This window comes from uncultured Phyllobacterium sp. (genome assembly GCF_902479695.1).
GTDB lineage: Bacteria > Pseudomonadota > Alphaproteobacteria > Rhizobiales > Rhizobiaceae > Phyllobacterium > Phyllobacterium calauticae.
On the sequence record NZ_CABSQF010000027.1, the window covers coordinates 23,823 to 46,337 of the forward strand.

Here is a 22,515-nt window from a genome sequence, read left to right on the forward strand (position 1 = left end):
CTTGTTGTCAGTTCATTCCCCCTGCCCTTGCCGGTTTTCTGGCTTGCCGGGCACGGATTTCTTGGACGGCGTGGCTGTCATGAGCTGGTGGAGAAAAAACAGCCATCCGCTGGAGCGCCGCTCCTGCAGCAGCACCGCCACGATGATGATGATGCCCTTGAGCACCAATTGCGTGTTGCTGTCGATATTGTTGAGCTGCAGGATATTGCTGAGAAAGCCGAAGATGAGGACGCCGACAAGGGTGCCGATCATCGAGCCGCGGCCGCCCATCAAGCTGGTGCCGCCGATCACCACGGCGGCAATGGCGTCGAGTTCAAGCCCCATGCCCGCATCGGGCTTTCCCTGCCTGTATTGCGCGACATAGAGAATGCCCGCCAGCGCGGCGAGATATCCCGATATGGCATAGACGCTGATCTTTACCCGCCAGACCGGCACACCGGCGAGCCGCGCCGCCTCTTCATTGCCGCCGATGGCATAGATGTACCGTCCGAACTTGGTGTATTTCAGGATCACCCAGAACAGGAGAATGATGCCGGCGAAAATCAGACCCGGCACCGGAATCAGCCCGAAAATGAGCGCGCGCAGGAATTCGAAATTCGCCGTCGCGTTGCTGCCGGTATAGACCGGCCAGACCGCCGTATTCTGGCCCGCCGTCAGGCGGGCAATGCCCAGTCCCGCCACCATCATGGCAAGTGTCACGATGAAGGGCTGCAGGCGACCGCCGACGATGACGAGGCCGTTGACCATGCCGAGCATGAAACCGACGGCAGGAACCACCACGAGTACCAGCAGCACGCCGGCCTTTGCATCTGCGCCGGAGGCGACCCACCAGGCAACAGCGGCCGCGGCGACCACAGCCACAAGGGCGATGATGCGGTTCAGTTGCGTCCGGTCATTTTCGGGCTCGCCAAACGAGCGGCCGGGCACCTTGGCAAGGAACAGCCCTGCCCCCAGCACAACAAGGAATGCCAGCACGAAAATGGCGGGAACGCCGATGGAATAGGCGGCCGACCAGCCCTCATTGGTCAGAAGCATGGCGCAGACGACGGAACCCAGCGCAAGCACGGACCCGACCGAGAGGTCAATTCCGGCAATGAGGATCACCAGCGTCATGCCCACGGCGGTAATGCCGGTAACCGAAATCTGCCGGAAAACATCGGACAGGTTGCCGTAGGATAGGAAAATATTGTGCCCCTTGGACGAGATCGGCGATGAGAAAATGCCGACCAGAAACAGCAGCACCAATCCCCAGTAGAGCTTGGTTGCATTCAGCAGGCGCTTGATCCGGCCAAGATTGCCTTGGGATGACTGCATGGTCTGCTCGCTCGTTCGTGTCATGCCGCGTCCCTTGTCAGAGCCGTGCCCAGGGGGGTCGCCAGTTCCATCACCTGTTCTTCGGAAAACGCTGTGCTCTCAAGAATGCCCGCCGCCCTGCCCTCGCACATCACGAGGATGCGGCTGGAGAGCGCAAGGAGTTCCGGCAATTCGGAACTCACCATGATCACCGCAACGCCGGACAGGGCGAGCTTTTTCAGGAGCTCGTAGATTTCATCCTTGGCGCCGACGTCGATCCCCCGGGTCGGTTCATCCAAGAGGACGACGCTGGGCCGGGTTTCCAGCCATTTGCCCAGCACGATCTTTTGCTGGTTGCCGCCGCTCAGCTGATCGATCTTCTGGTCCGGGCCATCGCAGCGCACGTGCATCGCTTTGATGATCCGGCCCGCTACGGGGTCCTCGCGCCGGCGGCTGATCCAGCCAAACGGCGCGAGCCACGGCAAGGACGGCAGCACGGCATTGGCCCGGATGTCCGCATCCATGAGAAGACCCGTTCCCTTGCGGTCCTCGGTGAGGAAGGCAATGCCCTTCGCCACCGACCGGCGCGGGGTCAGGGAAGCGGCGGCAAGGCTGGCGCCGTTGCGGGTGATCGTGCCGGAGCGTTCTCCAGTCGCCGCGCCAAAAATCAGTTCGAGCACTTCAGTGCGCCCGGAACCGAGCAGCCCGCCGATCCCGAGAATTTCACCGGCGTGGAGATCGAAGCTCACATCGTCAACGACATTGTGCATGCTGCCGCGCGAATTCGGGCGGCGCAGGCCGAGATGGCGCGCTTCAAGCACAATCGGCCTGCCCGATCTATCCGCCTTGGGTTCCGGTGCAGCCAGATCGCGCCCAACCATCATGCGGATGAGATCGCGCTCGCTTACATCCTGCGCCCGGCGCGTGGCGATGAAGCTGCCGTCGCGCAACACGGTGATCTTGTCGGCAAGCGAGAATATTTCATTCATCCGGTGGGAAATGTAGATAATGGCAACGCCGTTGCGGGCCAGTTCCCGCACAAAACTTGCCAGTCTCTGGGCTTCGGCCTCCGACAGCGCCGAGGTCGGCTCGTCCAGAACCAGCACGTCGGCATTCAGGGACAATGCGCGGGCAATCTCGACAAGCTGCTGCTCGCCGACGCGCAAATTCTCCACATCGGCACGCGGATCGATATCGATGCCGAAGCGGTCGAGCAGTTGCGCGCTCCTCGTCTCGATGCTCTTGCGATCAATGAACAGGCCGCCGATCAACGGCTCGCGCCCGAGAAAAATATTCTCGGACACGCTGAGGCTTGGAATGAGATTGAGTTCCTGGTGGATGATGGCGATGCCGTTATGCTCGGCTTCGCGCGGCGAAGCGAAGTCGACCGCCCGCCCCCGGACAAGCATGTCACCGCCGCTGCGGCGATGCACGCCGCTGAGGATTTTCACCAGCGTCGACTTGCCCGCACCGTTCTCCCCCATGATGGCATGAATCTCGCCCGGATAGATGTCGAGATCGATACTTCGCAGGGCAACAATATGAGCGAATGACTTGCTGATGCCGCGCATCGAGACGATCGGCAGCTGACTATCCAAAATGTTCCTCCCAAAACATTCTTTCAAGTTAATATGTAACATGTTAGATGTTATTAGGCAGGAGTCAAATGCTTCATTCGGAGAAATGGAATTCAGCCTCCCGCCATGCAACAGGGCCTACCGGGGAGCTTTGGACGTGCAATTGGGGTCAGGCGGCAAGAGTTTCAGGGAACAGAAGGTCGTCGCGGTCACACGCAAGGACCAGGTTTATTCCATCCTGCGGCAGGCCATCATTTCATCGCAGCTTGCGCCCGGCGAAGCCATCCGCAAGGAACTGGTGGCGCTGCAGCTCGGCGTATCGCGCACGCCGGTCAGCGATGCCATCAACCGCCTCGCCGACGAAGGCCTGGTGGAGATTTACCCGCAAACCGGCACTTTCGTTGCCCGGCTGCGCCTCGACAAGATCGAGACCGCCCAGTTCGTGCGCATTGCCCTGGAAACGGCGGCCATCCGGCGGGCGGCGGAGCGCAGCACGGCTGACATCGTGCAGCGCCTGCGCGACAATCTTGACCGGCAGCGCAAGGCGGCGGACTCCAGGGATTTCGAAGGGTTTTACGCGCTCGACGAGGAATTGCACGATATGATCTGCGATGCGGCGGGTTTGGTCGGATTGCGCGAAATTGCCGCCAAGGAGCGCAGCCAGATCGACCGCGTGCGGCGGCTGCTCCTGCACTACGAAACGCGTATGGTCGAAACGCTGAAAGAGCACCAGGCTATTGTTGATGCCATTGCCGACAACAGCGTCGAGCGCGCGGCGGCGGCGATGGAAGAGCATATTTCCAAGATGGGCAAAATGCTGCTGCAGCTGCAGACCAAACGGCCGGAGCTGTTTGCCGATTAGCAAACCGCCGCTTGCCGCGGCCTAGTCCGCATGCAGGTCACGCGGAATTGCCGGGCCGACCTCGAGTTCGCGGAATTCCGCCGCAAAGCCGCCCCGCTGCGGCGAACAGGCCATGATACCGACCGACGCATCGTCTTTGGGAAACGGCGCGAGCCTCGCCAGCCGCCATGGCGCATCATTGATGGCATATTGGACCCGCACCGCGTCATCATGGCGGGTGAGCCGGATGTGCACCGCGTCGTCGACACGGGCGCTTTGCAGGGGAATGACGGACCAATCGGATATGCGGTTGGTCACGACAACGCTGAAATGCATGAGTCCGTCGGTATATTCGATGCCGGTCTTGATCCAGGTCCGGGCGTCGATCCGCAGCATCAGACCGGCCTGATCATAGAGTTCCCGGTAATCGCCGCGCACCGTCACGCGGGCGCTGAAATCACCGCTGACCGGCGCCAGATAGGCATGGCCGTTGTCGCGCTCGAAACCATAGAAGGTGTGCTGCCAGAAATCGGTGTTCTCAGCCGTCGCAAGCGAGAGCAGACGCGCATCGCCGTGATGGGACGGCGGCGCATTGAGCCAGTTGAACGCATCAGTCATCACTCTCTCCGCACGCGAATCCGGCCTCAAACGGCAAATGCGGTGTAGCAGATTGCGGCTGGCGCTGAAACGCGCCGATTTCTGATCTTGCGGTCGCTGAAAGTCGGGATGCGCGATGGCTTTCGTGATTCACGCATATTCATGTCGGATTAACGGAGCAAAGTCTCACGAATGCAGTGTTTGCGGGCGTTCATCGGCTGGCGTGAAGCGGAACGGCTTTTGAAAATGCCCTCTCTCCGCCAAGACGTTCAGTTCGCGATTTGCCGCCATGACGGCCAGCTCATCCACATCGCGCACACCGCTTTCATAGATCGCAATGACAATCCGGGCGAGCTGGTTGCAGCGAGCGTGGGTTTTCGGGCAGCGATCGAGCATTTTTGAAGCCCGGTCATGGGCCTGCTGCATGATGTCCCAATCCGTCGTGGAGTGAATGCGTTGGTCCCTGCTTGAAAAAGGCATGACACACTCCCTGGATATGACTGAAAGTTTTGCAATGCCGCACTGCCGTGCCTGAGGCACGCCAAAATCGCGGACAAAACGAGTAGATTCCTCTTTGCGCCGGAACGCAAATCACACCCGACAAAGCTGGTGATAACTATTTTGTGATAGGCATTTTGGGTTATAAACGCCAACCATTTTTTGTTGACCAGACCGCTCATGTTTTGTATGGCTCACTTGTTCCGGGGTCCATTGCTGGCGCAACCGAAATTTGCTTTGCAAGCCATACAAATCAAAGAGGTTTTCATGAAAATCAACTTTCCGACTTTTGCAAGTGCCGCGGCGCTCGCTGTTGCCTTGATCGCCGCGCCGGCGATGGCGCAGAACGCCGATGGCATCGTTGTCTACAATGCGCAGCATGAAAGCCTCACCAAGGCGTGGGCCGACGGTTTCACCAAGGAAACCGGCATCAAGGTGACGATCCGCAACGGCAAGGACATGGAACTGGCCAACCAGATCGTGCAGGAAGGCGCTGCTTCCCCGGCTGACGCATTCCTGACGGAAAATTCCCCGGGAGTGGTTCTGGTCGACAATGCCAAGCTGTTCGCACCGCTCGACAAGGCAGTGCTCGATCAGGTGCCGGCCAATTACCGCCCGGAACATGGCCGCTGGACCGGCGTTGCCGCCCGTTCCACCGTGTTCGCCTATGACAAGAACAAGCTGACGGAAGACAAGCTGCCGAAGTCGCTGCTCGACCTTGCCGATGCAAGCTGGAAGGGCCGCTGGGGCGCCGCACCGGCTGGCGCGGATTTCCAGGCAATCGTCAGCGCGCTTCTGGAACTCAAGGGTGAGGAAGCCACAGCCAAGTGGTTGAAGGCACTCAAGGAAAATGCGACCGCCTACAAGGGCAACAGCGTCGCCATGAAGGCCGTCAATGCCGGAGAAATCGAAGGCGCGGTGATTTATCACTATTACTATTTCGGCGATAAGGCCAAAACCGGCGAAAACACCAAGAACGTGTCCCTGCACTACTTCAAGCATGAGGATCCGGGCGCATTCGTCAGCATTTCCGGCGGCGGTGTTCTGGCTTCGAGCAAGCACAAGGAAGATGCCCAGGCGTTCCTGAAGTGGGTCACCGGCAAGGCTGGCCAGGCAGTATTGAAGGACGGGGATTCCTTCGAATATGCCGTTGGCAAGGATGCGGCATCCAATGCCGCTCTGGTGCCTCTGGCCGATCTGCAGGCGCCGAAGGTCGAACCTTCGAAGCTGAACAGCAAGAAGGTGACGGACCTGATGACGGCAGCGGGCCTGCTGTAACCACAATGCCGGTTAGCCGGCAATGAAATAACTCTGGACACCTCCTGCACAGACATTTGATCTTGCAGGGGGTGTTGTTCGATTCCCCTTCGGGTATGAAGGCCAATCTTGGCCGCCGGCGGGTGTTCGTGCATATGAAAGCAAATGTGAATTGTTGTCTACCGGATCAATGAACGGCCAACGTCCCGATGCAGCTGCTGCGCAGCTGGCCTTGGTCCCGCATCATGCCGTGCGTCGCCTGCCGTTTTTATCCGTGTTCGGCCTTGCCGGGCTTGTTGCCCTGCTTAGTCTTCTGCCACTCGGTTTCGTCATCTGGGTTACCATCCAGACCGGCTGGGATACGGTGGTCACCCTGGTGTTCCGCGCCCGCGTCGGCGAACTCCTGATCAATACGGTGCTGCTGGAAGTCTGGACAATCCCGCTTTCCATCGTTCTGGCGGTCAGCCTTGCCTGGCTGACCGAGCGCACCGACCTGCCTGGCGCCCGCCTGTGGGCATGGCTCGCGGTTGCGCCGCTTGCCGTCCCGGCCTTCGTCCACAGCTATGCCTGGATCAGCATGGCCCCCAGCCTGCACGGCCTGTTCGGCGGCGTGCTGGTTTCCGTTCTGGCTTATTTCCCGTTTCTCTATCTTCCGGTCGCGGCGCAGATGCGGCGCGTCGATCCGGCCATGGAAGATGTCGGCGCATCGCTTGGCCTCGGGCCATGGCGGGTCTTCTTCCGGGTGCTCCTGCCGCAGTTGCGTTTTGCCATTTGCGGCGGCTCCCTGCTGATCGGCCTGCATCTTCTGGCGGAATACGGCCTTTTCGTCATGATCCGCTTCGATACCTTTGCGACAGCCATCGTCGACCAGTTCCAGTCGACCTTCAACGGTCCTGCCGCCAACATGCTGGCCGGTGTTCTGGTGCTGTGCTGCGCCGGTTTGCTGGCTCTGGAAGCGTTGATCCGCGGCAATGAACGCTATGCCCGTGTCGGCTCGGGATCGGCCCGCCCGATCACAAAGTACCGGCTGGGCTGGCTCGCCCTGCCTTGCCTGCTCATTCCGCTGGCAACCACGGCGCTGGCGCTGGGCGTTCCATTCGTCACCCTTGGCCGCTGGCTGATCGCCGGCGGCGCATCGGTGTGGAAGCTGAACGAAATCGGCACTGCCTTCGGGACAACACTGCTGCTGGCCGTTGCCGGGGCCTTGCTGGCCACCGTCGCAGCGACGCCCATGGCTTGGCTTTCCGTGCGGGCTCCCGGCCGCATGCAGCGAGCCCTCGAGGCCTGCCATTATTATGTCGGCTCCCTGCCCGGTGTCGTTGTCGCGCTGGCGCTTGTGACCATCACAGTGCGTGTTGTCCTGCCGCTCTATCAGACGGCGGCGACATTGCTGCTCGCCTACGGGCTGCTCTTCCTGCCGCGCGCCCTCGTCGGACTGCGGGCCAGCATCGCGCAGGCGCCTGTCGAACTGGAGCGGGCAGCCATGGCGCTCGGGCGCACGCCGGTGCAGGCGGTCACGCGCATTACCATGCGGCTGGCCGCGCCCGGCGCCGCCGCCAGCGTAGCATTGGTGGCACTCGGCATTACCAACGAATTGACGGCCACGCTGATGCTTGCGCCCAATGGCACGCGTACATTGGCGACGGAATTCTGGTCGTTGACCAGCGAGATTGATTACGCGGCGGCCGCGCCCTATGCACTGATGATGGTGGTGCTGTCCCTGCCCCTCACGCTCCTGCTGCATGCCCAATCGAAACGGATTATTGGACGATGACCTTTCTCGACATTCGCGGTGTAACAAAACGATACGGTGTCACCACCGCCGTCGATGACGTCACGCTGTCAGTCCCGGCGGGCAGCCGCACGGCGGTTGTCGGTCCATCGGGATCGGGCAAGACCACCCTGCTACGGCTCATCGGCGGGTTCGAAGCCCCGGACAGCGGCCAGGTGACACTGAATGGCGACGTATTGGCCGAGGGCGCGACGATCGTTCCGGCGCATCGCCGCAGTGTCGGGTTCGTGACGCAGGATGGCTCGCTTTTCCCGCACCTGACCGTCGCCGACAATATCGGCTTTGGCCTGGACAAGCGCAGTCCCGACCGCAGCCAGCGCATCCTTGCCCTCATGGATATGGTCGAGCTCGATCCCATCATGCTGAACCGCCGGCCGCATCAGCTTTCCGGCGGACAGCAGCAACGGGTCTCGCTTGCCCGTGCCCTCGCACGCCAGCCCAAGCTGATGCTGCTGGACGAGCCGTTTTCCGCGCTCGACACCGGTCTGCGCGAAAACATGCGCAAGGCTGTTGCGGCGGTTCTGAAAAAAGCCGGCATTACCACCATTCTGGTCACCCACGATCAGGCGGAGGCCCTGTCCTTTGCCGATCAGGTCGCCGTGATGCGGCAGGGCAAACTGGTTCAGGCCGGACCGCCGCGCTCGCTCTATCTGAACCCGTCGGACCGCACGACGGCCTCGTTTCTCGGCGATGCAATTCTGCTGCCGGCGCAGATCGGCAACGGCTGGATCGATTGCGCCTTTGGCCGGTTGAAGGCGCGGACAGCAGAACGGCTGGGCACAGCGGAAATCATGCTGCGCCCCGAACAGCTGAAACTTGTCTCCGTCACCGAGAGCGACGCCGTGGCCGCCCCTGACGGGAATGCCGGTTATGGCAAGGTCGTTGACATCGAATTCGGCGGCGCGGTGTGCACGGTGACGCTTGCCATCATGGGAGACCACGGTTCTTGCAATGGCCAGAGGGCCGCGCCGGTGCAGATAAAATGTTCCGCAGTCAATCTTCCTGCAACCGGGGATCACGTGCGCATTGAAGTCCTTGGCGAGCCGCATATATTTGGCTGATGCGGTTGCTGTTCCGGAATCGGAAAGCGCAACTGCTTAAACAAGCATGCTCCCGGAAGGAACACCCATGCCGCTCTCCATGTACCAGATTTCAGTCCCGGTCTTTATCCGCGGGTTTTCGATCGTCTCGGCGCTGATTGCCAAGGCCGAATCCTATGCGCAGGAAAAGAAGATCGACCCTTCCGTGCTTGTCAGCGCGCGCCTGGCCCCCGACATGCTGCCGTTTTCGGGACAGATCCAACGGGCCAGTGACACATCCAAGGCGACCATTGCCCGCCTGACCGATGTCAAAGTGCCAAGCTTCCCCGACGATGAAGTGAGCTTTGCCGATCTGAAGGCGCGGATAGACAAGACCGTGGCCTTTCTGGAAGGCCTGGACACATCAGTGCTCGATGACAGCGAAGGCCGCGAGGTTACCCTGAGCTTTGGTCCGCACAAGGCGCATCTGGGCGGCCATGACTACATGCTGCAGTTCGCGTTGCCGAACTTCTTTTTCCACGTCGCCACCGCCCATGACATCCTGCGGCACAATGGGGTTCCCATCGGCAAGCTGGATTATCTGGGCGCCTACAGCAACTAAAAGAGAAGCCGTTAGCGCTGTCTTGCCTTGCGGGCAGCGTAGCGGCGATCGCGTTCCGCCTTGCGCTCGGCCTCATCGGCGATGACGCGGGCGATCCGGTTGCTTGACTCGGCCTGCTGCGCCTTTGCGGCGGCTTCTGCTGCTTCTGCCACGGCTGCGGCTTCCGCAAGCTTGCGGTCCCGTTCTTCCTGCCTTGCGCGCTCGCGCTCTGCCTGCCGTGCCGCACGTGCCGCCGCAATGGCTTCCCGTTCTGCGCGTTTTGCCTGCACCTCAGGGTCGGTCGGCTTTGGTGCTTTTTCGAACTTTTTGAGAAGCAGTTGCTTGGCCTCGGCCGCCGCTTTGCGGCGATCAGCGAATTCATTGAGATGTTTCAAACCGGGGTAGTCCTTGTATGGGTCGTTTTGGATCTGCCGGAGGCGCGCCCGGCACCTGCCGTTTACGCTACAACGCACCGCATCACGCAGCGCCGCAGATAGAGTTCCTGTAACCTACCCGGCTCGCCGTGACAATGAAAGCCCCGTCTAAAGACCAATTGAATTATCAAGATTTCCGGCTCATTGTAATATCTGGTGTCGATTGGCAAAAAGAACGTGAAAACCTTCGGGTCACGCACCATATCTCTGGAAACGATCAGGCGTCACAATCTGGCACCACGGACGGACGCCCATGGGAGAGCAACATGGCTCACTTTGAATATCAATTGCATGCCTTTGATCTTGATAGCAAATTTGGTTTTGCTGACGGCAATATGTTTGGCGCGCTGCTGCGCGAAAAACTCGGCAAGCTGGCACCCAACAAGCGCGAGGTGCTGGTCGAATGCGTCAAACGCTTCCTGTTGCCGGCCATTCCGCGCCGGGTACAGACAATGATTGTTGCCAAGGGCCATAACCCGATCCGGCTGGTTGCCGGCGAAACCATCGACGATGTCGAAGATGTCACGGTCGGCATCCGGGAAAAGGACGTGTTGCAGATTGCCCGCGAGCTTCTGCGCCGCGTCAAGTCCTAGACGGGTTCACTCCGGTCGCAGATCAAGTGTCCACGTCTGTCCAACAAGGTCGTGGCCGAAAGAGTGGTGCCGTTCTTCCTCCATGAGCTCGAATCCGGCTTCCTGATAAATGCGCCGGGCCGAAAGCAGAAAGTCATTTGTCCAGAGGGTCAGCTTGCGATAGCCGACCGCCCGCGCCCGCTCGATGCAGGCGGCAACAAGCGCCGAGCCGATGCCCAATCCCCGCGCTGACGGTTCCACATAGAGCATGCGCAATTTGCCGACCTGCGGGTCGTCCGTGCGCATGAGAAAGACCGACCCGGCAATTTCACCATTCCGGTCGGCAATCCACGCCTGTTCCCGCGCCGGATCGAAGTTTGCGATGAACCCGGACATGATGCCGGCAATCAGACCTTCAAACGTCCAATCCAGATTGTATTCCTTGTTGTAAAGATAGGCCTGCCTGTGAACGACCAGGCCAAGATCGCCTGCCCTGGGAGCCCGCAAGGTGTAGGCCGGAGCCGGGCTGACGGTTTCGGATCGATTGCCCAGTATGGAGCGGATCTCGCGCATGGATTGGGTCAAGCGGCTGACACGGGCTGTATCGAGCGGCGCAAGCACCGCATTGGCCCTCTCGATAGCGCTTCGGTCCAGCGCTGCGAAGGCAGCCTGCCCCTCCGGCGTCAGCGAGAGGATACGCAGCTTGGCGTGATCGGTGCTGACCGTGCTGCTGACAAGCTGGCGCGCTTTGAACCGTGCCAGTATCCGGCTGATCTGCGCGGTGTCCATGTCGAGTATCCGCGAGAGGTCGGCAGCCGTTTTGACGGTGTCATTATTGGCAAGTTCATAGAGAATGCGCGCTTCGGGAAGCGAAAACGGACTGTCGGTCAGATGCTCATCCAGCAGGCCGATAATGTGGGTGTAGAAGCGATTGAACGTGCGTATTTCTGCGACCGGTTCCGACATCGGCCCATTCCTTTGCTGTTGACTGGCTTGAGTATTGACTCAGTCAACATTAAAAGGCAAGCGGTTGTCGGCACAAACGGAAAGTGCCCGCGAACGGGCACCTTCATTGCCGACGTGACTGGTCAATCAGTCAACGGCGACCATGACGTCGGAAGCCTTGACGACGGCATAGGCACTGTCGCCAACCTTCAGCTGCAACTCGTCAACGGCTTCGTTGGTGATTGATGCCGTGACGATTGAACCGCCGACATCGATGCGGACATGGGCCGTCGTTGCTCCCTTGGTCACTTCGACAACTGTCCCTTTCAGCCGATTGCGTGCACTGATCTTCATGGCGTTTCTCCTGTGGTTTGCCGCACTTTAGACGGGCGAATGCTGTTTACAAGAAGCAAAAGAAAAAGGCCCGGAAAACCGGGCCCTTTCTGCGTTCTCCCAAGGAAATTTATCCTCCGGCGAGTGCCTTGCCTTCCCGGTCAAGCGCGCTGAATTCCTCATCGGAGAGGCTGATCCTTGCGGCATCGACGTTTTCCTCAAGGTGCTTGACCTTGGATGTTCCCGGTATGGGCAAAATGACCGGGCTGCGCTTGAGCACCCATGCCAGGGCGATCTGGCCCGGCGTCGCCTTGTGATGGGCAGCGATGGTGTCCAGCAACGAGCCTGGCTTTGCCAGATCACCGGCAGCCAGCGGGAACCAGGGTATGAAGCCGATTCCGTTCTGCGTGCAGTAATCCACGACATCCTCGCTTGCGCGATCAACGAGATTGTAGCGGTTCTGCACCGTCGCCACTTTGAAGAATTTCGAAGCGGCCTTGATCTCTTCAACGGACACCTCGCTCAGTCCGGCGTGGCGGATCACACCCGCGTCCAGCAGCGATTTCACAGCGCCGAACTGTTCGTCACGCGGTACTTTCGAGTCGATCCGGTGCAATTGCCAGAGACCGATCTGATCAACACCAAGCTGGCGAAGGCTCTTATGCGCCTCGTCGATCAGGTATTTCGGATCGCCCTTCGGCGTCCAACGATCCGGTCCCTCGCGCGTAAGGCCAGCCTTCGTGGCGACGAGAATGTCGCCATAGGGATGAAGGGCTTCCCTGATCAGAAGCTCCGAAACATCCGGACCATAGGAATTTGCCGTATCGATGAAGTTCACGCCAAGTTCCGGCAGGCGCTGCAAGGTGCGGATGGCTTCCGGCTTGTCGGCGGGTTCCCCCCAGATACCACGGCCAGTGATGCGCATGGCACCAAAGCCAAGACGATTGATTTCGATATCGCCGCCAATTCTGAATGTACCGGATTGGGATGCAATGGATTGGGACATTGTCACAGTTCTTTCGTTTGAATTGGAGTATTCGATGAAAGTCGGGAACGTCTGTTGCGCACGCAATGCGCGCAAGATCGTGAACGCACGCCATGGTGCGTCCTTGATACATATAGACCGCAACGGCAAAAGTTTAAGGCTTGAAGACGCGCCCGCCCTCGTTACTCGTCACGAGATCGGCCAACGATTGCCATTGGCCGACACCCGAACGGCTGTATTCTAATTGAAATAAAAGGCGTAAGAGGCGAAATTTCCTTCGAAGATCGCCGTGATCTGGTTCCATTCGCCGCTGCTCATCGCCGGGCCGTCCTGAAGATACGGCACGGCAGCCGGACCGGTGAGCCAGAGGATGAAATCAAACGGCCTTGGATCGTCGAAAACCTTGGCCAGATTGATGCCTTTGTCAAAGCGCCAATGGGGAACGAGGATCTTGCCATCCAGGGCCGCCTCGAATTGCGACAACACCGCGAGCCAGGCCTGGATGCGCTCCTGCGTGACATTGAAGGATGGCAGCACACCGCTCTTCTGCTTCGTGCCGGGCAGCCATTCATGGTCGTCGTCGGTTTCCTTGTCGATGAGGGCCCAGGTTTCCCGGTTGAGTGCAATGACCTTCTTCAGGTGAACGCGCACATCGCTCCACATCGCCGTGTCGGCAACCGGCCAGCGAATGGTGTGAATGAGGGTTATGAAATCAGCGATGTCATCGGCCTGTGCCTTGTTCACCCCGAACATTGTATATTCGTCCGCGCCCCTGCCGTTGACTGCCGACATGGTCGAGACAGCACGGGGAAACACCACGCTGAAGCTGCTGTTCCAGCTTTCGGAAAAATCATGGGAAAGCCATGCCTTGGCGACGGCCATCAGCAGATTGTCGTAACCTTGCAGCCATTTCGCATCGGCGGTGTCGAAGCCGACAATGAAAGGCAGGGGATCGCCGTTTTCATTGGTATCCGAAATGGCACGGCCGATATGGTCTTCCGGCCCAACCTTGCCGTCGCCGTTCCAGTCAAACCGGGCAACGGAAAGATCGACCTTCAGCTTTGCCGGTTTGTCGCCAACGGCGGCAAGTGCCTTGTCGGCAGAATCGAGATCGGCAATGAACGTTGCGAGAATACCGCGGAATTGCTCATAGGTGATGGGTTCCGGATTGCCGTTTCTGGCGATTTGGCTGGCGCCCAGCCCCAGATACAATTCATAGCCATCCGATTTCGAACCAAATCCATGTTTGAAAAGCGATTGCGCCAGCTTTTCGAACGCGCGGGCGGTGCGCACAAGGCCCAGCCCCAGCTGCGCATCGGCATTGTTCGTCGCTTTCGCTGCCAAGGCCAGCAGTTGCTCATCGGCCTCGCCGATACGGCCATTGGCAAGATATTTCTGGAACAGCTCGGTCGCGGCATTGTCCGCCCGCGCAGCTGCTGAAAAAGCGAAGCAGGCAAAACTTGCCGCCATGATCAGGGAAATGAGTTTTTTCACGCAGATTTTCCGTTGTTGATGACATCGAACAGCGGATTGATAGGCCGGCGGAAAGCAAAAGTCTGTAAAATACAATCTTGTGGTGTGCTTATTCACCTATAGATTGCAACTATCAGCGTGGCTGATCGTCATCCCTGGCAAAAAATGCCGTCTTTTCTGCCTCTGATTGCAGTACTTCCTGAGCCCGGTCAAGCGCGCGCATGGCGGCAAAAAGCACCTCCCGATCATGCTGGTGCGCCTCGAACAGCGCAACAAAGGCCGGGTTGGTGATTTCATGCGGTTTTGGTGCAGCTTTGGCCCGGTTCAAACTGTCATCAGCGGTGCGCCTGGCCTTCTCCACGTGATGTCTGGCCGCATCAACATCCGACAAGCTCTTGAAATACTGGCTCATTGTGCGCTTTACCGCTTTCGATGAACGCCCGGCTGCGCTGGAGAGCAAAGCCTGCCTGCTCTGCTCTTCCAACGTATTCTTGCCGGCGCGGCCGGCAGATTTGCTGTTCAGGTCGGACACGTTTTTCATGGGCCATTCTTTGACGATTGGCCACAGCATAGGGCATGGCATCCCATGCTGAAACGAAAGCACGGTTAAAACTCCCGTCAAAACGGGCACCGGATTCCGGTTCTGCCACCTGTGCTAGAACGAGATTGCGCTTTGCCCCTCTCCCAACTCTGTGGGAGGCCGTCTGTCGATTCGCCTCGCGCCGGTCATCGCGAGGGTCTATGGACGGCCGTCAATGCGGAATGCGGCGTCCCAGCCAAGTGCATGGCGGGCTTTCCCGCTGTTGGCGACAACGTCCGTCTCGGTAACATTGTAGGCGCCGCTTGCACCGCGCTCGATAGCCTTGAGTGCTGCGCTGGCGGCCGCATCGACATGGACGCGTAAATCCGGATTGGCCGGCATATCGACACCGGTCCCCGGCCCGTAGAAAAAGCCGTAGCGCAGGACAATGCCCTCCATGCCCGGCTCGCTCAACACGGCCCGTTCCATGGCCGCGACACCGGCAACGGTCGTCGCGCGGGGTTCTTCCGCGTGCAGATCAAGCGGATCCGTCTCGATGAACACACCGGCTTTCGGCGCGTAGGCCCAGGCGATGCTCTGCGCGATGATGCGCCCGACACCCGCGATTTTTGCCGCCTGCACAAGATTGGCGGTTCCCTCGCTGCGGATGCGCGCATTGCGGCTGATGAAATCCTTCATCGCCGCTGGACTGACACCATGCGGCAAATCCGTGAGCTGATGTATGATCACGTCGGGCGCGGCCTCAGCCACAACGGATTTGAGTTTTTCGGCATCGAAGACATCGACAATGGCCGGCTCAACCCCGATCCGGCGCAAGGAAGCGGCCTTCTCGGCGCTGCGCGTGGTGCCGGTCACCACATATCCGACCTCCACCAACAGCGGTGCAAGCCGCCTGCCAACCGCGCCGCTGGCGCCTGCGAGAAAGATATTCCTGATCATGTGCCTGTCTCCTGTCATTGCCTGCAATTGGTCTTGCGCCACCAAGACGAGACAGCCCAATCGAACGTGACATGGCCCTCACGTTTTTCGACCTAGACAGGTTCGAGCATGCCAAACCAGGCAACCAGCCCGAGCACGACAATGCCCAGCGCGATCTCCGTCAGGGTTCCGAGCCGAATGGCGCGTACGGAACCTGCCTCGCTGGTGCGCATGCGCGGAACGAAAACATACCGGTTGATCAGGGCCAGTCCGGTCAACACCACAACCAGAATGATCTTCAGCGCCAGCAAGGCCTGATAGGGGGATGTCCAATCGGCCGGCAGACGTCGAAGGACGAGCGTGGTATTGACCAAGCCGGACGCAATCACCAGTGCGACGGCCGCATGACCGGCCGACGAAAACCGCATGAGCGCCGTTTGCGCAGCCACACGCCATTCCGCCTGGCGCAACCGGCCAAGAATCAGCACAACCGGTATCAGCGCTCCAATCCACGCGCCGCCTGAGAGCACATGCACCATATCGTTGAAACGGTGGGCTGCGCCGATCCAGCCCTCCCGCATTGTGGCATGGCCGGAAAATGCCAGGCTTGCCAGAAGCAGTCCCGACGCCATGGCAAGAGCGACGCGCGCGCGGCGTGGCGACAGAGCCAATGCGGGCAACAAAAGCAGGGCGGCCGCGACCTGTATCGCCCAGCCGCGGCCGACACTGGTCTCAAGCAGCACGTCCCGGATGGTTCCGAGATCGACGGCATCGCTCCAGCCCTGCCCGATCATTCCAGCCTGCAGCGGCAGCGCGGCAAAGATCGTTCCGATAGCCAGAAAGACCGCGATCCCACTCGCTGGACGCAGGCGCTCCCCGATTTCCAGCGCCAGGGGTTTGGGCACAAGCAGTGCGAGATAGGCGAACGCGCCCCACATGAACATCGTGGACGTATTGTGCACGAACCTGCACAGAACAAGCGTGGTCTCCAACCCCATCAGGGTTTGACGGTGAATGTATAGCTGCCCTTGGTCTTGTGACCGTCGGTGGAAAGTGCGGTCCAGTTCACGGTATATTCCCCCGACGCGAGGGGTGCCGACAGCGGAATGACCAGTGTCTTGTGGTCGTTGATCGACAGTTTGGCCTGTCCCGTCGATACGGTCGCCTTGCCCGGGCCGGTGATCGTTGCGCCTGAAAATTTCAGGTTCAAACCCTCGGAAAACCTCAGATCGATCTCGACGGGCGAGACCTTCACAATGGCGTTTTCGGCCGGAACTGCCGATTCAAGATGGGCGTGCGCCAATACCTGCCCCAACAGGCCGGCATTGAGGACGGTTGCGACAGCAAAAATACGAATGAGCCGTGACATGAGAACTCCTGTGAGCGGGCGGATTTGAGGGGTCCGGAGAAAGGGTGCGACCGCGCGGCGAAAGCTAAGCCTGATTTTTGCCGGGATCATGGCAGTAACCCTGTGGGACGCGGCGGCACGCAGGCGGCAGCGCGAAGCATCCATCGGCGGCCGTCGCTGCTCATTTCCGTACAGCTGCGCGGCTCGACATCGATGCGCCAAAATGCGGAATCCGGTGCCTGCAAGACGCTCAGAACAGCGGCGCGAATGACGGAAGCGTGCGTCACCACGATTGTGTGACCGCCATCATGCATATGCGCGCTCATCCAATCTGCAATCCTGACGAGAAAATCATGGATGGATTCGCCGCCATGCGGGGCCGAAGCGGGATTGTTCATCCAGTCCGTCACATCGTCCGGGTGGGCTTGGTGGACAGCGGCAAGCGTCCTCCCCGCCCATTTCCCGTAGTCGATATCCGCCAACGCCGCATCGACAACGGATTCCAAACCCAGGGCATCGGCGGTTTGCCGGGCGCGCAGCGCCGGACTGGTCAAAACATGGTGCGCACGGCGCAAATGCCCGGCAATGGCCTGCAGGTTTTGGGCTTCCCCGGGTTCAAGCGCTTCGTCGGCGGGGAAAGCACCTGTGCGGACCGCCGGTGTGGCGCCATGGCAAACAAGGGTCAACCGCGTGGCTCTGGCCAAAATATCCCTCAAAACCCTCAGGAAAAAACCGGAAACAGCCCGCAGACCGTTCATTGACAGTCTGTGGCGCGCACAGATATAACCGTGCTGTTGCGAGTTTGGAAGCCGGTGAAATTCCGGAGCGGTCGCGCCACTGTAATTAATCAGTCCTTTTTCACTGATTGAAAGCCAGACCCTGGCCGCAACATCATTTATTCCGTTAGTGAACGCGTCATTCTGGGAGAAAATTCATGTCCGATATCGCTCTTACGCCGTCAGCAGGCGTCACGCCCATTCCTCTTGGCGAAGTCTTGCCCTGGGCCATTTTCGGCGGGCTGATCATGCTGCTCGCAATCTATTTCATTGGTGCGGAAGAAGGTGCGATGTCACTCTTCTCGGGCATGTATGTGCACGAATTCGTTCATGACGGCCGCCATCTCCTCGGTTTTCCCTGCCACTGAGGAAACGAAACAATGACAAGAGATCTTTTGATCCGCGGCATGATCGTAGGGGTCATCGCCGGGTTGTTGGCGTTCGGGTTTGCCCGGGTGTTCGGCGAACCGCAGGTTGATCATGCCATTGCCTTCGAGGAAAAGATGAGCCAGGCGGCCGGCGCAGCGGCTGAACCGGAGCTTGTCACGCGGGCGACACAGGCCGGCATCGGCCTGTTTACCGGCATTGTCGTCTACAGTGCCGCGCTTGGCGGGTTGTTCTCCCTGGTCTTTGCCTTTGTGCATGGCCGGGTCAGTTCCCTCAGCCCGCGCAGTACGGCGGCCCTGCTGGCGCTCGCGGGTTTTGTGGCAATTGTTCTCGTTCCCTGCATCAAGTACCCGATGAATCCGCCTGCGGTTGGCAGCCCGGATACCATCGGGGCCAGAACGGAACTGTTCTTCGTCATGCTGGTGGTTTCGCTCGGTGCCCTTGCGGCGGCTGTGGGTCTGGCAAAGCGCCTTTATGCCCAGCACGGCGCATGGAACGCGACATTGATGGCCGGTGCCGCCTATGTCGTGTTCATTGCGCTGGTGCAATACTCGCTGCCCGCCATCAACGAAGTTCCCGAACAGTTCTCACCGACCGTTCTCTGGAACTTCCGCGTCGCATCGCTGGGGATCCATGTCATCGTCTGGACCACGCTTGGTCTGCTCTTCGGCGCTTTGGCTGAACGGGTTCTGGCCGGACAGCGTCCGCGCTATCGCCTGCATGCGGCACGCTGAGCGCAGTCGCGCCATTCCTGAACGCCCTGCGGGCGTTCAGGCTTCCGCTGCCGATGGGACTGTCATGAGACCGCAACGCTTCGATATCCCCATGGGATGCCCGGCAGGCTGGTTCCTGGCTCTGGTCGCATGCCTGTTCATGCTGCAAACCGCAAGCGGATGGGCGCACCGCAGCAGCGCCGGCACCGATACATCGGGCATTTCCATTCCAAGCCTGTCCCATGGTGAAATGGCGGTTATAGCCGACTACCGCAAGCCGATCCTCGATCTGGCGGCCCGCATGACCCGCACCGATGAAAAATTCCGGCGGCTGCTGAACTACACCAATATCCAATACAGCTATTGTCTCTGGGGCATTGTCCCCGGCAGCATTGCGGATGAGCAAAGCCCGTTCAATGCCTGTTCGCACGCTTATCTTGCTGCGACGAAGGCTGTGCTTGTGTATATGCGCGACATGCCTGAACACCGGGACGCCGTCAGTACCCTCGTCTCCGATCTCGATGCCACACTTGTGCGCAACGGCGGCTCTTTCGTCATGTGCCAGTATAGCGGTGATCCCTACAACACGGCTGATATCATCAGGCCGCGCTGGAGCGATGTGCCTGGACACCTGACCAGCCTGTTTTCCTTCCTGGGATTCGCGATGCTGCTTGTTTCAGCGGTTTTTGCCGTCATCCATCTGACACGCCCGCTACGACAGCCCGTCAACGCCTGATCAAGGCTATGGCCTTTAGGTCACACCGCGCATGTCTTGTCGCCAAACCCCAGATCACCCTTTCCGCTGCGCGCGACTTGACGTAAGCCTGCTGTCCGGATCGCTTTGACCGTTTGAACCTTATGCATTCCCTGCCCCAAGACGCTTAGCGCAAGGACACTTCATGCCCTCCTTTGATTATATCCGCCCCATCCTCCTGCTGCTTGGCTCAAATGTTTTCATGACATTTGCCTGGTATGGCCACCTTAAATTCGCGGACCGGCCGCTCTTTCTGGTCATCCTCATCAGCTGGATGATTGCCTTTGCCGAATACTGCCTTGCGGTACCGGCGAACCGCTACGGTCACGAGATCTATTCGGCCGCCCAGTTGAAGACCATCCAGGAAGTGATCACGCTTCTGGTCTTTGCCGGGTTTTCAGTGATGTATCTTGGTGAAAAAATCACGATCAACCACCTCGTCGGCTTCGCGATGATCTGCGGCGGCGCATTCTTCGTGTTCAAGGGTCCGCTTTAGGATCAAACCGCAGCGAGACCGCCCAGCGCCTTGTCCTTCAGGTCGCGAAAGGCCTGGGAGGTCCGGCTTAACCGCTCCTCCCATTCCGGGTCGATGGCTTGTCCCTCGATGGTCGTGAAATAGACCGTCATCAGGGCAGCGATGGCAAAGGGCTCGAGCAAGGCCATTTTCACCGCCCATGCCAGAGCAATGGCGACGAAAACCGCGTAACCGGCGCTTGGTCCCGGTATCCAGTAAAGCATGGCTGCGGCGGGCGTCAGCGTCAGCACGAAAATACCAGCGGTCATGATCCAGACGATGAATGACAGCCAGATGGCATTTTTCACCATGATCCTGCTGTTCTGCGCGTAGAGCACGATGCCGCGCATGCCGTTGTCGAACGGCGCGGCTCCCGCCATACGGATATTGTAACCGAGAATGATTTCATCGACGTAGGTGATGGACATGCGGAGGAAGCTGTTGAGCAGATTGGCCGCAGCCAACACCCCCGGGACAGGGACAAGCGATGCGATCCCGGCCGTCAGCACACTGATGGATTGCAGGACCGCCTTGATGAGCTGATCAAAGACAAAAAACACATTCGCTTCGATGAACCGTTCGGTGACGACCGTCCGGGCATAGGTCAATTGCCCCTGCCCGCCCGGCACCGCCTTGCCTGCAATGAGATGCACGAGCACCGCGATGTGGCCCGCCTTGAGAATGTAGAGAAGGTACTCACGCAGATCGCAGACCAGTGCCGTCGCAGCCACGAGACCAATAAGCCCGCCGTTTCCGGCGCAGCGTGCGGGTGCTTCCGGGTCTGACAGGATAAAAATGTGACCAATGCCATAACCGGCGCCGGCACCGCAGGCAACAATGACACAATAGGCAGCAGGTATCGCGGTATAGACGATCATGCGCAGCAGGATGAACGGCCACGTCCGCACCATGACGATCAGGGTCCAGAAGATACTGAAGTTCCACATATTGCCAATGCCTCGATTCCAACGGCAGTCCCGCGGAATTGATTGCATTATTTCAATTTAAAACACAATATTTGAATCGAGCGACACTGAGAAGCGGCTGAAGATTGCAACCTTATAAGCATCGGATCCGACGAGAGAGAGTAATCATTAGTCGGATAATATATTAACAGAACCGCGGAAAGGAGCCATAACTCCCCTCTCGCGGCACTTGAATCGCCTGTAGAACGGCTAGCCGTTGCGGAACGTATAGGCATAGCCGTTCAGCGCCGGAGCACCGCCAAGATGCGCATAGAGCACCTTCGATCCATCGGGGAAAAATCCCCTGCCAACGAGATCGATCATGCCCTGCATGGATTTTCCCTCGTAGACAGGATCGGTGATCATCCCTTCCAGCCGGGCACAGAGGCGGATGGCCTGCTTGGTTTCCTCCGAGGGGACACCATAGACCGGATAAGCATAGTCTTCGTTGAGGATGACATCCGCCGCAGTCAGGTCTTTGCCAAGCTCGACCAGATCCGCGGTACGGCGGGCGATCTCCAGCACCTGTGCCCTGGTCTGCGCCGGGGTGGCCGAGGCATCAATGCCGATGACGTTGCGTTCGCGCCCGTCTTTGGCAAAACCGACGAGCATGCCGGCATGGGTCGAACCGGTCACCGTGCAGACAATGACATAGTCGAATGTGAAGCCGAGCGCGGCTTCCTGCGCCCGCACCTCTTCGGCAAAGCCGACATAGCCCAGGCCGCCATACTTGTGCACCGAAGCTCCCGCCGGGATCGGATAGGGTTTGCCGCCCTTGGCTTTCACATCCTCGATGGCGTTTTCCCAGCTTTCGCGAATACCGATGTCAAAGCCTTCATCCACCATTTCCACATCCGCGCCCATGATCCGGCTGAGCAGGATATTGCCGACGCGATCATAGACGGCGTCCTCGTGCGGCACCCAGCTTTCCTGTACCAAACGGCATTTGAAGCCGATCTTTGCCGCCGTTGTCGCAACCATCCGCGTGTGGTTCGACTGCACGCCGCCAATCGATACGAGCGTATCTGCGCCCGAAGCGATGGCATCCGGTATGATATATTCGAGCTTTCGCAGCTTGTTGCCGCCGAAGGCCAGCCCCGAGTTGCAATCGTCGCGCTTGGCATAAAGCTCGACCCGGCCGCCGAGATGTGCGGACAGGCGGCTCAGTTTTTCAATAGGCGTCGGCCCGAATGTAAGCGGATAGCGTTCGAATTTTTCCAGCATTGTTTTCCCTTTCGAAGTGGTTTTCGTAGGCAAAACGCTATCACCCTTCCAAAGAAAGGTGCTCTCATAGTTCAGCGCTGAAATTGATGAATAATGATTTCACTACGCCAATTCTGCGCTATGCTTCTGCACTAACGTTTATTTTCGGAAGATTCTTT

At 59.3% G+C, this 22,515-nt stretch carries 26 protein-coding genes and 1 riboswitch; of the genes, 10 read left to right on the forward strand and 16 right to left on the reverse strand.

Features of this window, described 5'->3' with window-relative positions:
- Positions 1-12: 12 nt before the first annotated feature.
- Complete coding sequence (locus RDL77_RS16345; RefSeq protein ID WP_288193769.1) at positions 13-1,338, reverse strand: ABC transporter permease; 1,326 nt, start codon at positions 1,336-1,338, stop codon at positions 13-15.
- The gene (locus RDL77_RS16350; protein ID WP_308526410.1) at positions 1,335-2,891 is read right to left on the reverse strand and encodes a sugar ABC transporter ATP-binding protein; all 1,557 of its coding nucleotides are present in this window, start codon (positions 2,889-2,891) and stop codon (positions 1,335-1,337) included. Before RDL77_RS16350 ends, RDL77_RS16345 begins: the two co-directional genes overlap by 4 nt.
- Positions 2,892-3,027: 136 nt before the next feature.
- Between RDL77_RS16350 and RDL77_RS16355 the strand changes: the two genes are divergently transcribed.
- Entirely contained in the window at positions 3,028-3,732 is a 705-nt protein-coding gene (locus RDL77_RS16355) for a GntR family transcriptional regulator (RefSeq protein ID WP_288193772.1), read from the forward strand.
- A 21-nt stretch (positions 3,733-3,753) separates the two neighbouring features.
- Here RDL77_RS16355 and RDL77_RS16360 read toward each other — a convergent pair whose 3' ends face one another.
- Both RDL77_RS16360 and RDL77_RS16365 read right to left on the reverse strand, forming a co-directional pair.
- Positions 3,754-4,329 carry a DUF1349 domain-containing protein gene (locus RDL77_RS16360; protein ID WP_288193773.1) on the reverse strand — a complete coding sequence of 192 codons (576 nt, stop codon included), beginning with the start codon at positions 4,327-4,329 and terminating at the stop codon, positions 3,754-3,756.
- A gap of 165 nt (positions 4,330-4,494) precedes the next feature.
- Positions 4,495-4,788 (reverse strand): hypothetical protein, encoded by a 294-nt coding sequence (locus tag RDL77_RS16365; protein ID WP_223614969.1) that lies wholly within the window; start codon positions 4,786-4,788, stop codon positions 4,495-4,497.
- A gap of 285 nt (positions 4,789-5,073) precedes the next feature.
- Here RDL77_RS16365 and RDL77_RS16370 point away from each other — a divergent pair, with 285 nt between their 5' ends.
- The 4 genes from RDL77_RS16370 to RDL77_RS16385 all read left to right on the forward strand — a co-directional run bounded on the left by RDL77_RS16370 (position 5,074) and on the right by RDL77_RS16385 (position 9,496).
- The gene (locus RDL77_RS16370; protein ID WP_288193775.1) at positions 5,074-6,084 is read left to right on the forward strand and encodes an iron ABC transporter substrate-binding protein; all 1,011 of its coding nucleotides are present in this window, start codon (positions 5,074-5,076) and stop codon (positions 6,082-6,084) included.
- Between the two features lie 169 nt (positions 6,085-6,253).
- On the forward strand, positions 6,254-7,837 hold the full coding sequence (locus RDL77_RS16375) for an iron ABC transporter permease (RefSeq protein ID WP_288193776.1): 1,584 nt from the start codon (positions 6,254-6,256) through the stop codon (positions 7,835-7,837).
- The gene (locus tag RDL77_RS16380) at positions 7,834-8,916 is read left to right on the forward strand and encodes an ABC transporter ATP-binding protein (protein WP_223614972.1); all 1,083 of its coding nucleotides are present in this window, start codon (positions 7,834-7,836) and stop codon (positions 8,914-8,916) included. The genes RDL77_RS16375 and RDL77_RS16380 overlap by 4 nt, the downstream gene beginning before the upstream one ends.
- A 67-nt stretch (positions 8,917-8,983) precedes the next feature.
- The gene (locus RDL77_RS16385) at positions 8,984-9,496 is read left to right on the forward strand and encodes a DUF1993 family protein (RefSeq protein WP_223614973.1); all 513 of its coding nucleotides are present in this window, start codon (positions 8,984-8,986) and stop codon (positions 9,494-9,496) included.
- Positions 9,497-9,507: 11 nt separating this feature from the next.
- Here the strand turns inward: RDL77_RS16385 and RDL77_RS16390 are convergent, their stop codons facing one another.
- Positions 9,508-9,870, reverse strand: a complete 363-nt coding sequence (locus tag RDL77_RS16390; protein ID WP_288193778.1) for a DUF6481 family protein — start codon at positions 9,868-9,870, stop codon at positions 9,508-9,510.
- A 305-nt stretch (positions 9,871-10,175) separates the two neighbouring features.
- Between RDL77_RS16390 and RDL77_RS16395 the strand changes: the two genes are divergently transcribed.
- Positions 10,176-10,502, forward strand: coding sequence for a hypothetical protein (locus RDL77_RS16395; protein WP_288193780.1), 327 nt, complete (start codon positions 10,176-10,178; stop codon positions 10,500-10,502).
- 6 nt (positions 10,503-10,508) lie between these two features.
- Here RDL77_RS16395 and RDL77_RS16400 read toward each other — a convergent pair whose 3' ends face one another.
- The 9 genes from RDL77_RS16400 to RDL77_RS16440 all read right to left on the reverse strand — a co-directional run bounded on the left by RDL77_RS16400 (position 10,509) and on the right by RDL77_RS16440 (position 17,728).
- Positions 10,509-11,447, reverse strand: a complete 939-nt coding sequence (locus RDL77_RS16400) for a helix-turn-helix domain-containing GNAT family N-acetyltransferase (RefSeq protein ID WP_288193781.1) — start codon at positions 11,445-11,447, stop codon at positions 10,509-10,511.
- A gap of 126 nt (positions 11,448-11,573) precedes the next feature.
- Entirely contained in the window at positions 11,574-11,780 is a 207-nt protein-coding gene (locus RDL77_RS16405; protein ID WP_223614977.1) for a molybdopterin-binding protein, read from the reverse strand.
- A 109-nt stretch (positions 11,781-11,889) separates the two neighbouring features.
- Complete coding sequence (locus RDL77_RS16410; protein ID WP_288193782.1) at positions 11,890-12,765, reverse strand: aldo/keto reductase; 876 nt, start codon at positions 12,763-12,765, stop codon at positions 11,890-11,892.
- Positions 12,766-12,984: 219 nt separating this feature from the next.
- Entirely contained in the window at positions 12,985-14,238 is a 1,254-nt protein-coding gene (locus tag RDL77_RS16415) for a hypothetical protein (RefSeq protein ID WP_288193784.1), read from the reverse strand.
- 112 nt (positions 14,239-14,350) lie between these two features.
- Entirely contained in the window at positions 14,351-14,848 is a 498-nt protein-coding gene (locus RDL77_RS16420; RefSeq protein WP_288193785.1) for a hypothetical protein, read from the reverse strand.
- A gap of 108 nt (positions 14,849-14,956) precedes the next feature.
- Complete coding sequence (locus tag RDL77_RS16425; RefSeq protein ID WP_288193786.1) at positions 14,957-15,697, reverse strand: NAD(P)-dependent oxidoreductase; 741 nt, start codon at positions 15,695-15,697, stop codon at positions 14,957-14,959.
- 92 nt (positions 15,698-15,789) lie between these two features.
- Positions 15,790-16,674: a copper homeostasis membrane protein CopD gene (gene copD, locus RDL77_RS16430; protein WP_288193787.1), complete on the reverse strand. Its 885-nt coding sequence runs from the start codon at positions 16,672-16,674 to the stop codon at positions 15,790-15,792.
- Positions 16,674-17,045 carry a copper homeostasis periplasmic binding protein CopC gene (gene copC, locus RDL77_RS16435; RefSeq protein WP_288193788.1) on the reverse strand — a complete coding sequence of 124 codons (372 nt, stop codon included), beginning with the start codon at positions 17,043-17,045 and terminating at the stop codon, positions 16,674-16,676. Before copC ends, copD begins: the two co-directional genes overlap by 1 nt.
- 86 nt (positions 17,046-17,131) lie before the next feature.
- Positions 17,132-17,728, reverse strand: a complete 597-nt coding sequence (locus RDL77_RS16440; RefSeq protein ID WP_288193789.1) for a histidine phosphatase family protein — start codon at positions 17,726-17,728, stop codon at positions 17,132-17,134.
- A 47-nt stretch (positions 17,729-17,775) separates the two neighbouring features.
- A riboswitch (cobalamin riboswitch) is annotated at positions 17,776-17,927 on the forward strand.
- A 31-nt stretch (positions 17,928-17,958) separates the two neighbouring features.
- Between RDL77_RS16440 and RDL77_RS16445 the strand changes: the two genes are divergently transcribed.
- The 4 genes from RDL77_RS16445 to RDL77_RS16460 all read left to right on the forward strand — a co-directional run bounded on the left by RDL77_RS16445 (position 17,959) and on the right by RDL77_RS16460 (position 20,150).
- Positions 17,959-18,168: a CbtB-domain containing protein gene (locus RDL77_RS16445; protein ID WP_130269314.1), complete on the forward strand. Its 210-nt coding sequence runs from the start codon at positions 17,959-17,961 to the stop codon at positions 18,166-18,168.
- 12 nt (positions 18,169-18,180) lie between these two features.
- A complete protein-coding gene (locus RDL77_RS16450; protein WP_288193791.1) occupies positions 18,181-18,921 on the forward strand; it encodes a CbtA family protein in 741 nt (246 codons plus the stop codon).
- A 64-nt stretch (positions 18,922-18,985) separates the two neighbouring features.
- Positions 18,986-19,636 carry a hypothetical protein gene (locus RDL77_RS16455; protein WP_288193792.1) on the forward strand — a complete coding sequence of 217 codons (651 nt, stop codon included), beginning with the start codon at positions 18,986-18,988 and terminating at the stop codon, positions 19,634-19,636.
- Between the two features lie 163 nt (positions 19,637-19,799).
- A complete protein-coding gene (locus tag RDL77_RS16460) occupies positions 19,800-20,150 on the forward strand; it encodes a DMT family protein (RefSeq protein ID WP_105733139.1) in 351 nt (116 codons plus the stop codon).
- A gap of 2 nt (positions 20,151-20,152) precedes the next feature.
- Here RDL77_RS16460 and RDL77_RS16465 read toward each other — a convergent pair whose 3' ends face one another.
- Complete coding sequence (locus tag RDL77_RS16465; protein WP_288193793.1) at positions 20,153-21,115, reverse strand: hypothetical protein; 963 nt, start codon at positions 21,113-21,115, stop codon at positions 20,153-20,155.
- Between the two features lie 228 nt (positions 21,116-21,343).
- Entirely contained in the window at positions 21,344-22,357 is a 1,014-nt protein-coding gene (locus tag RDL77_RS16470; protein WP_288193794.1) for a 1-aminocyclopropane-1-carboxylate deaminase, read from the reverse strand.
- Positions 22,358-22,515: the final 158 nt, after the last annotated feature.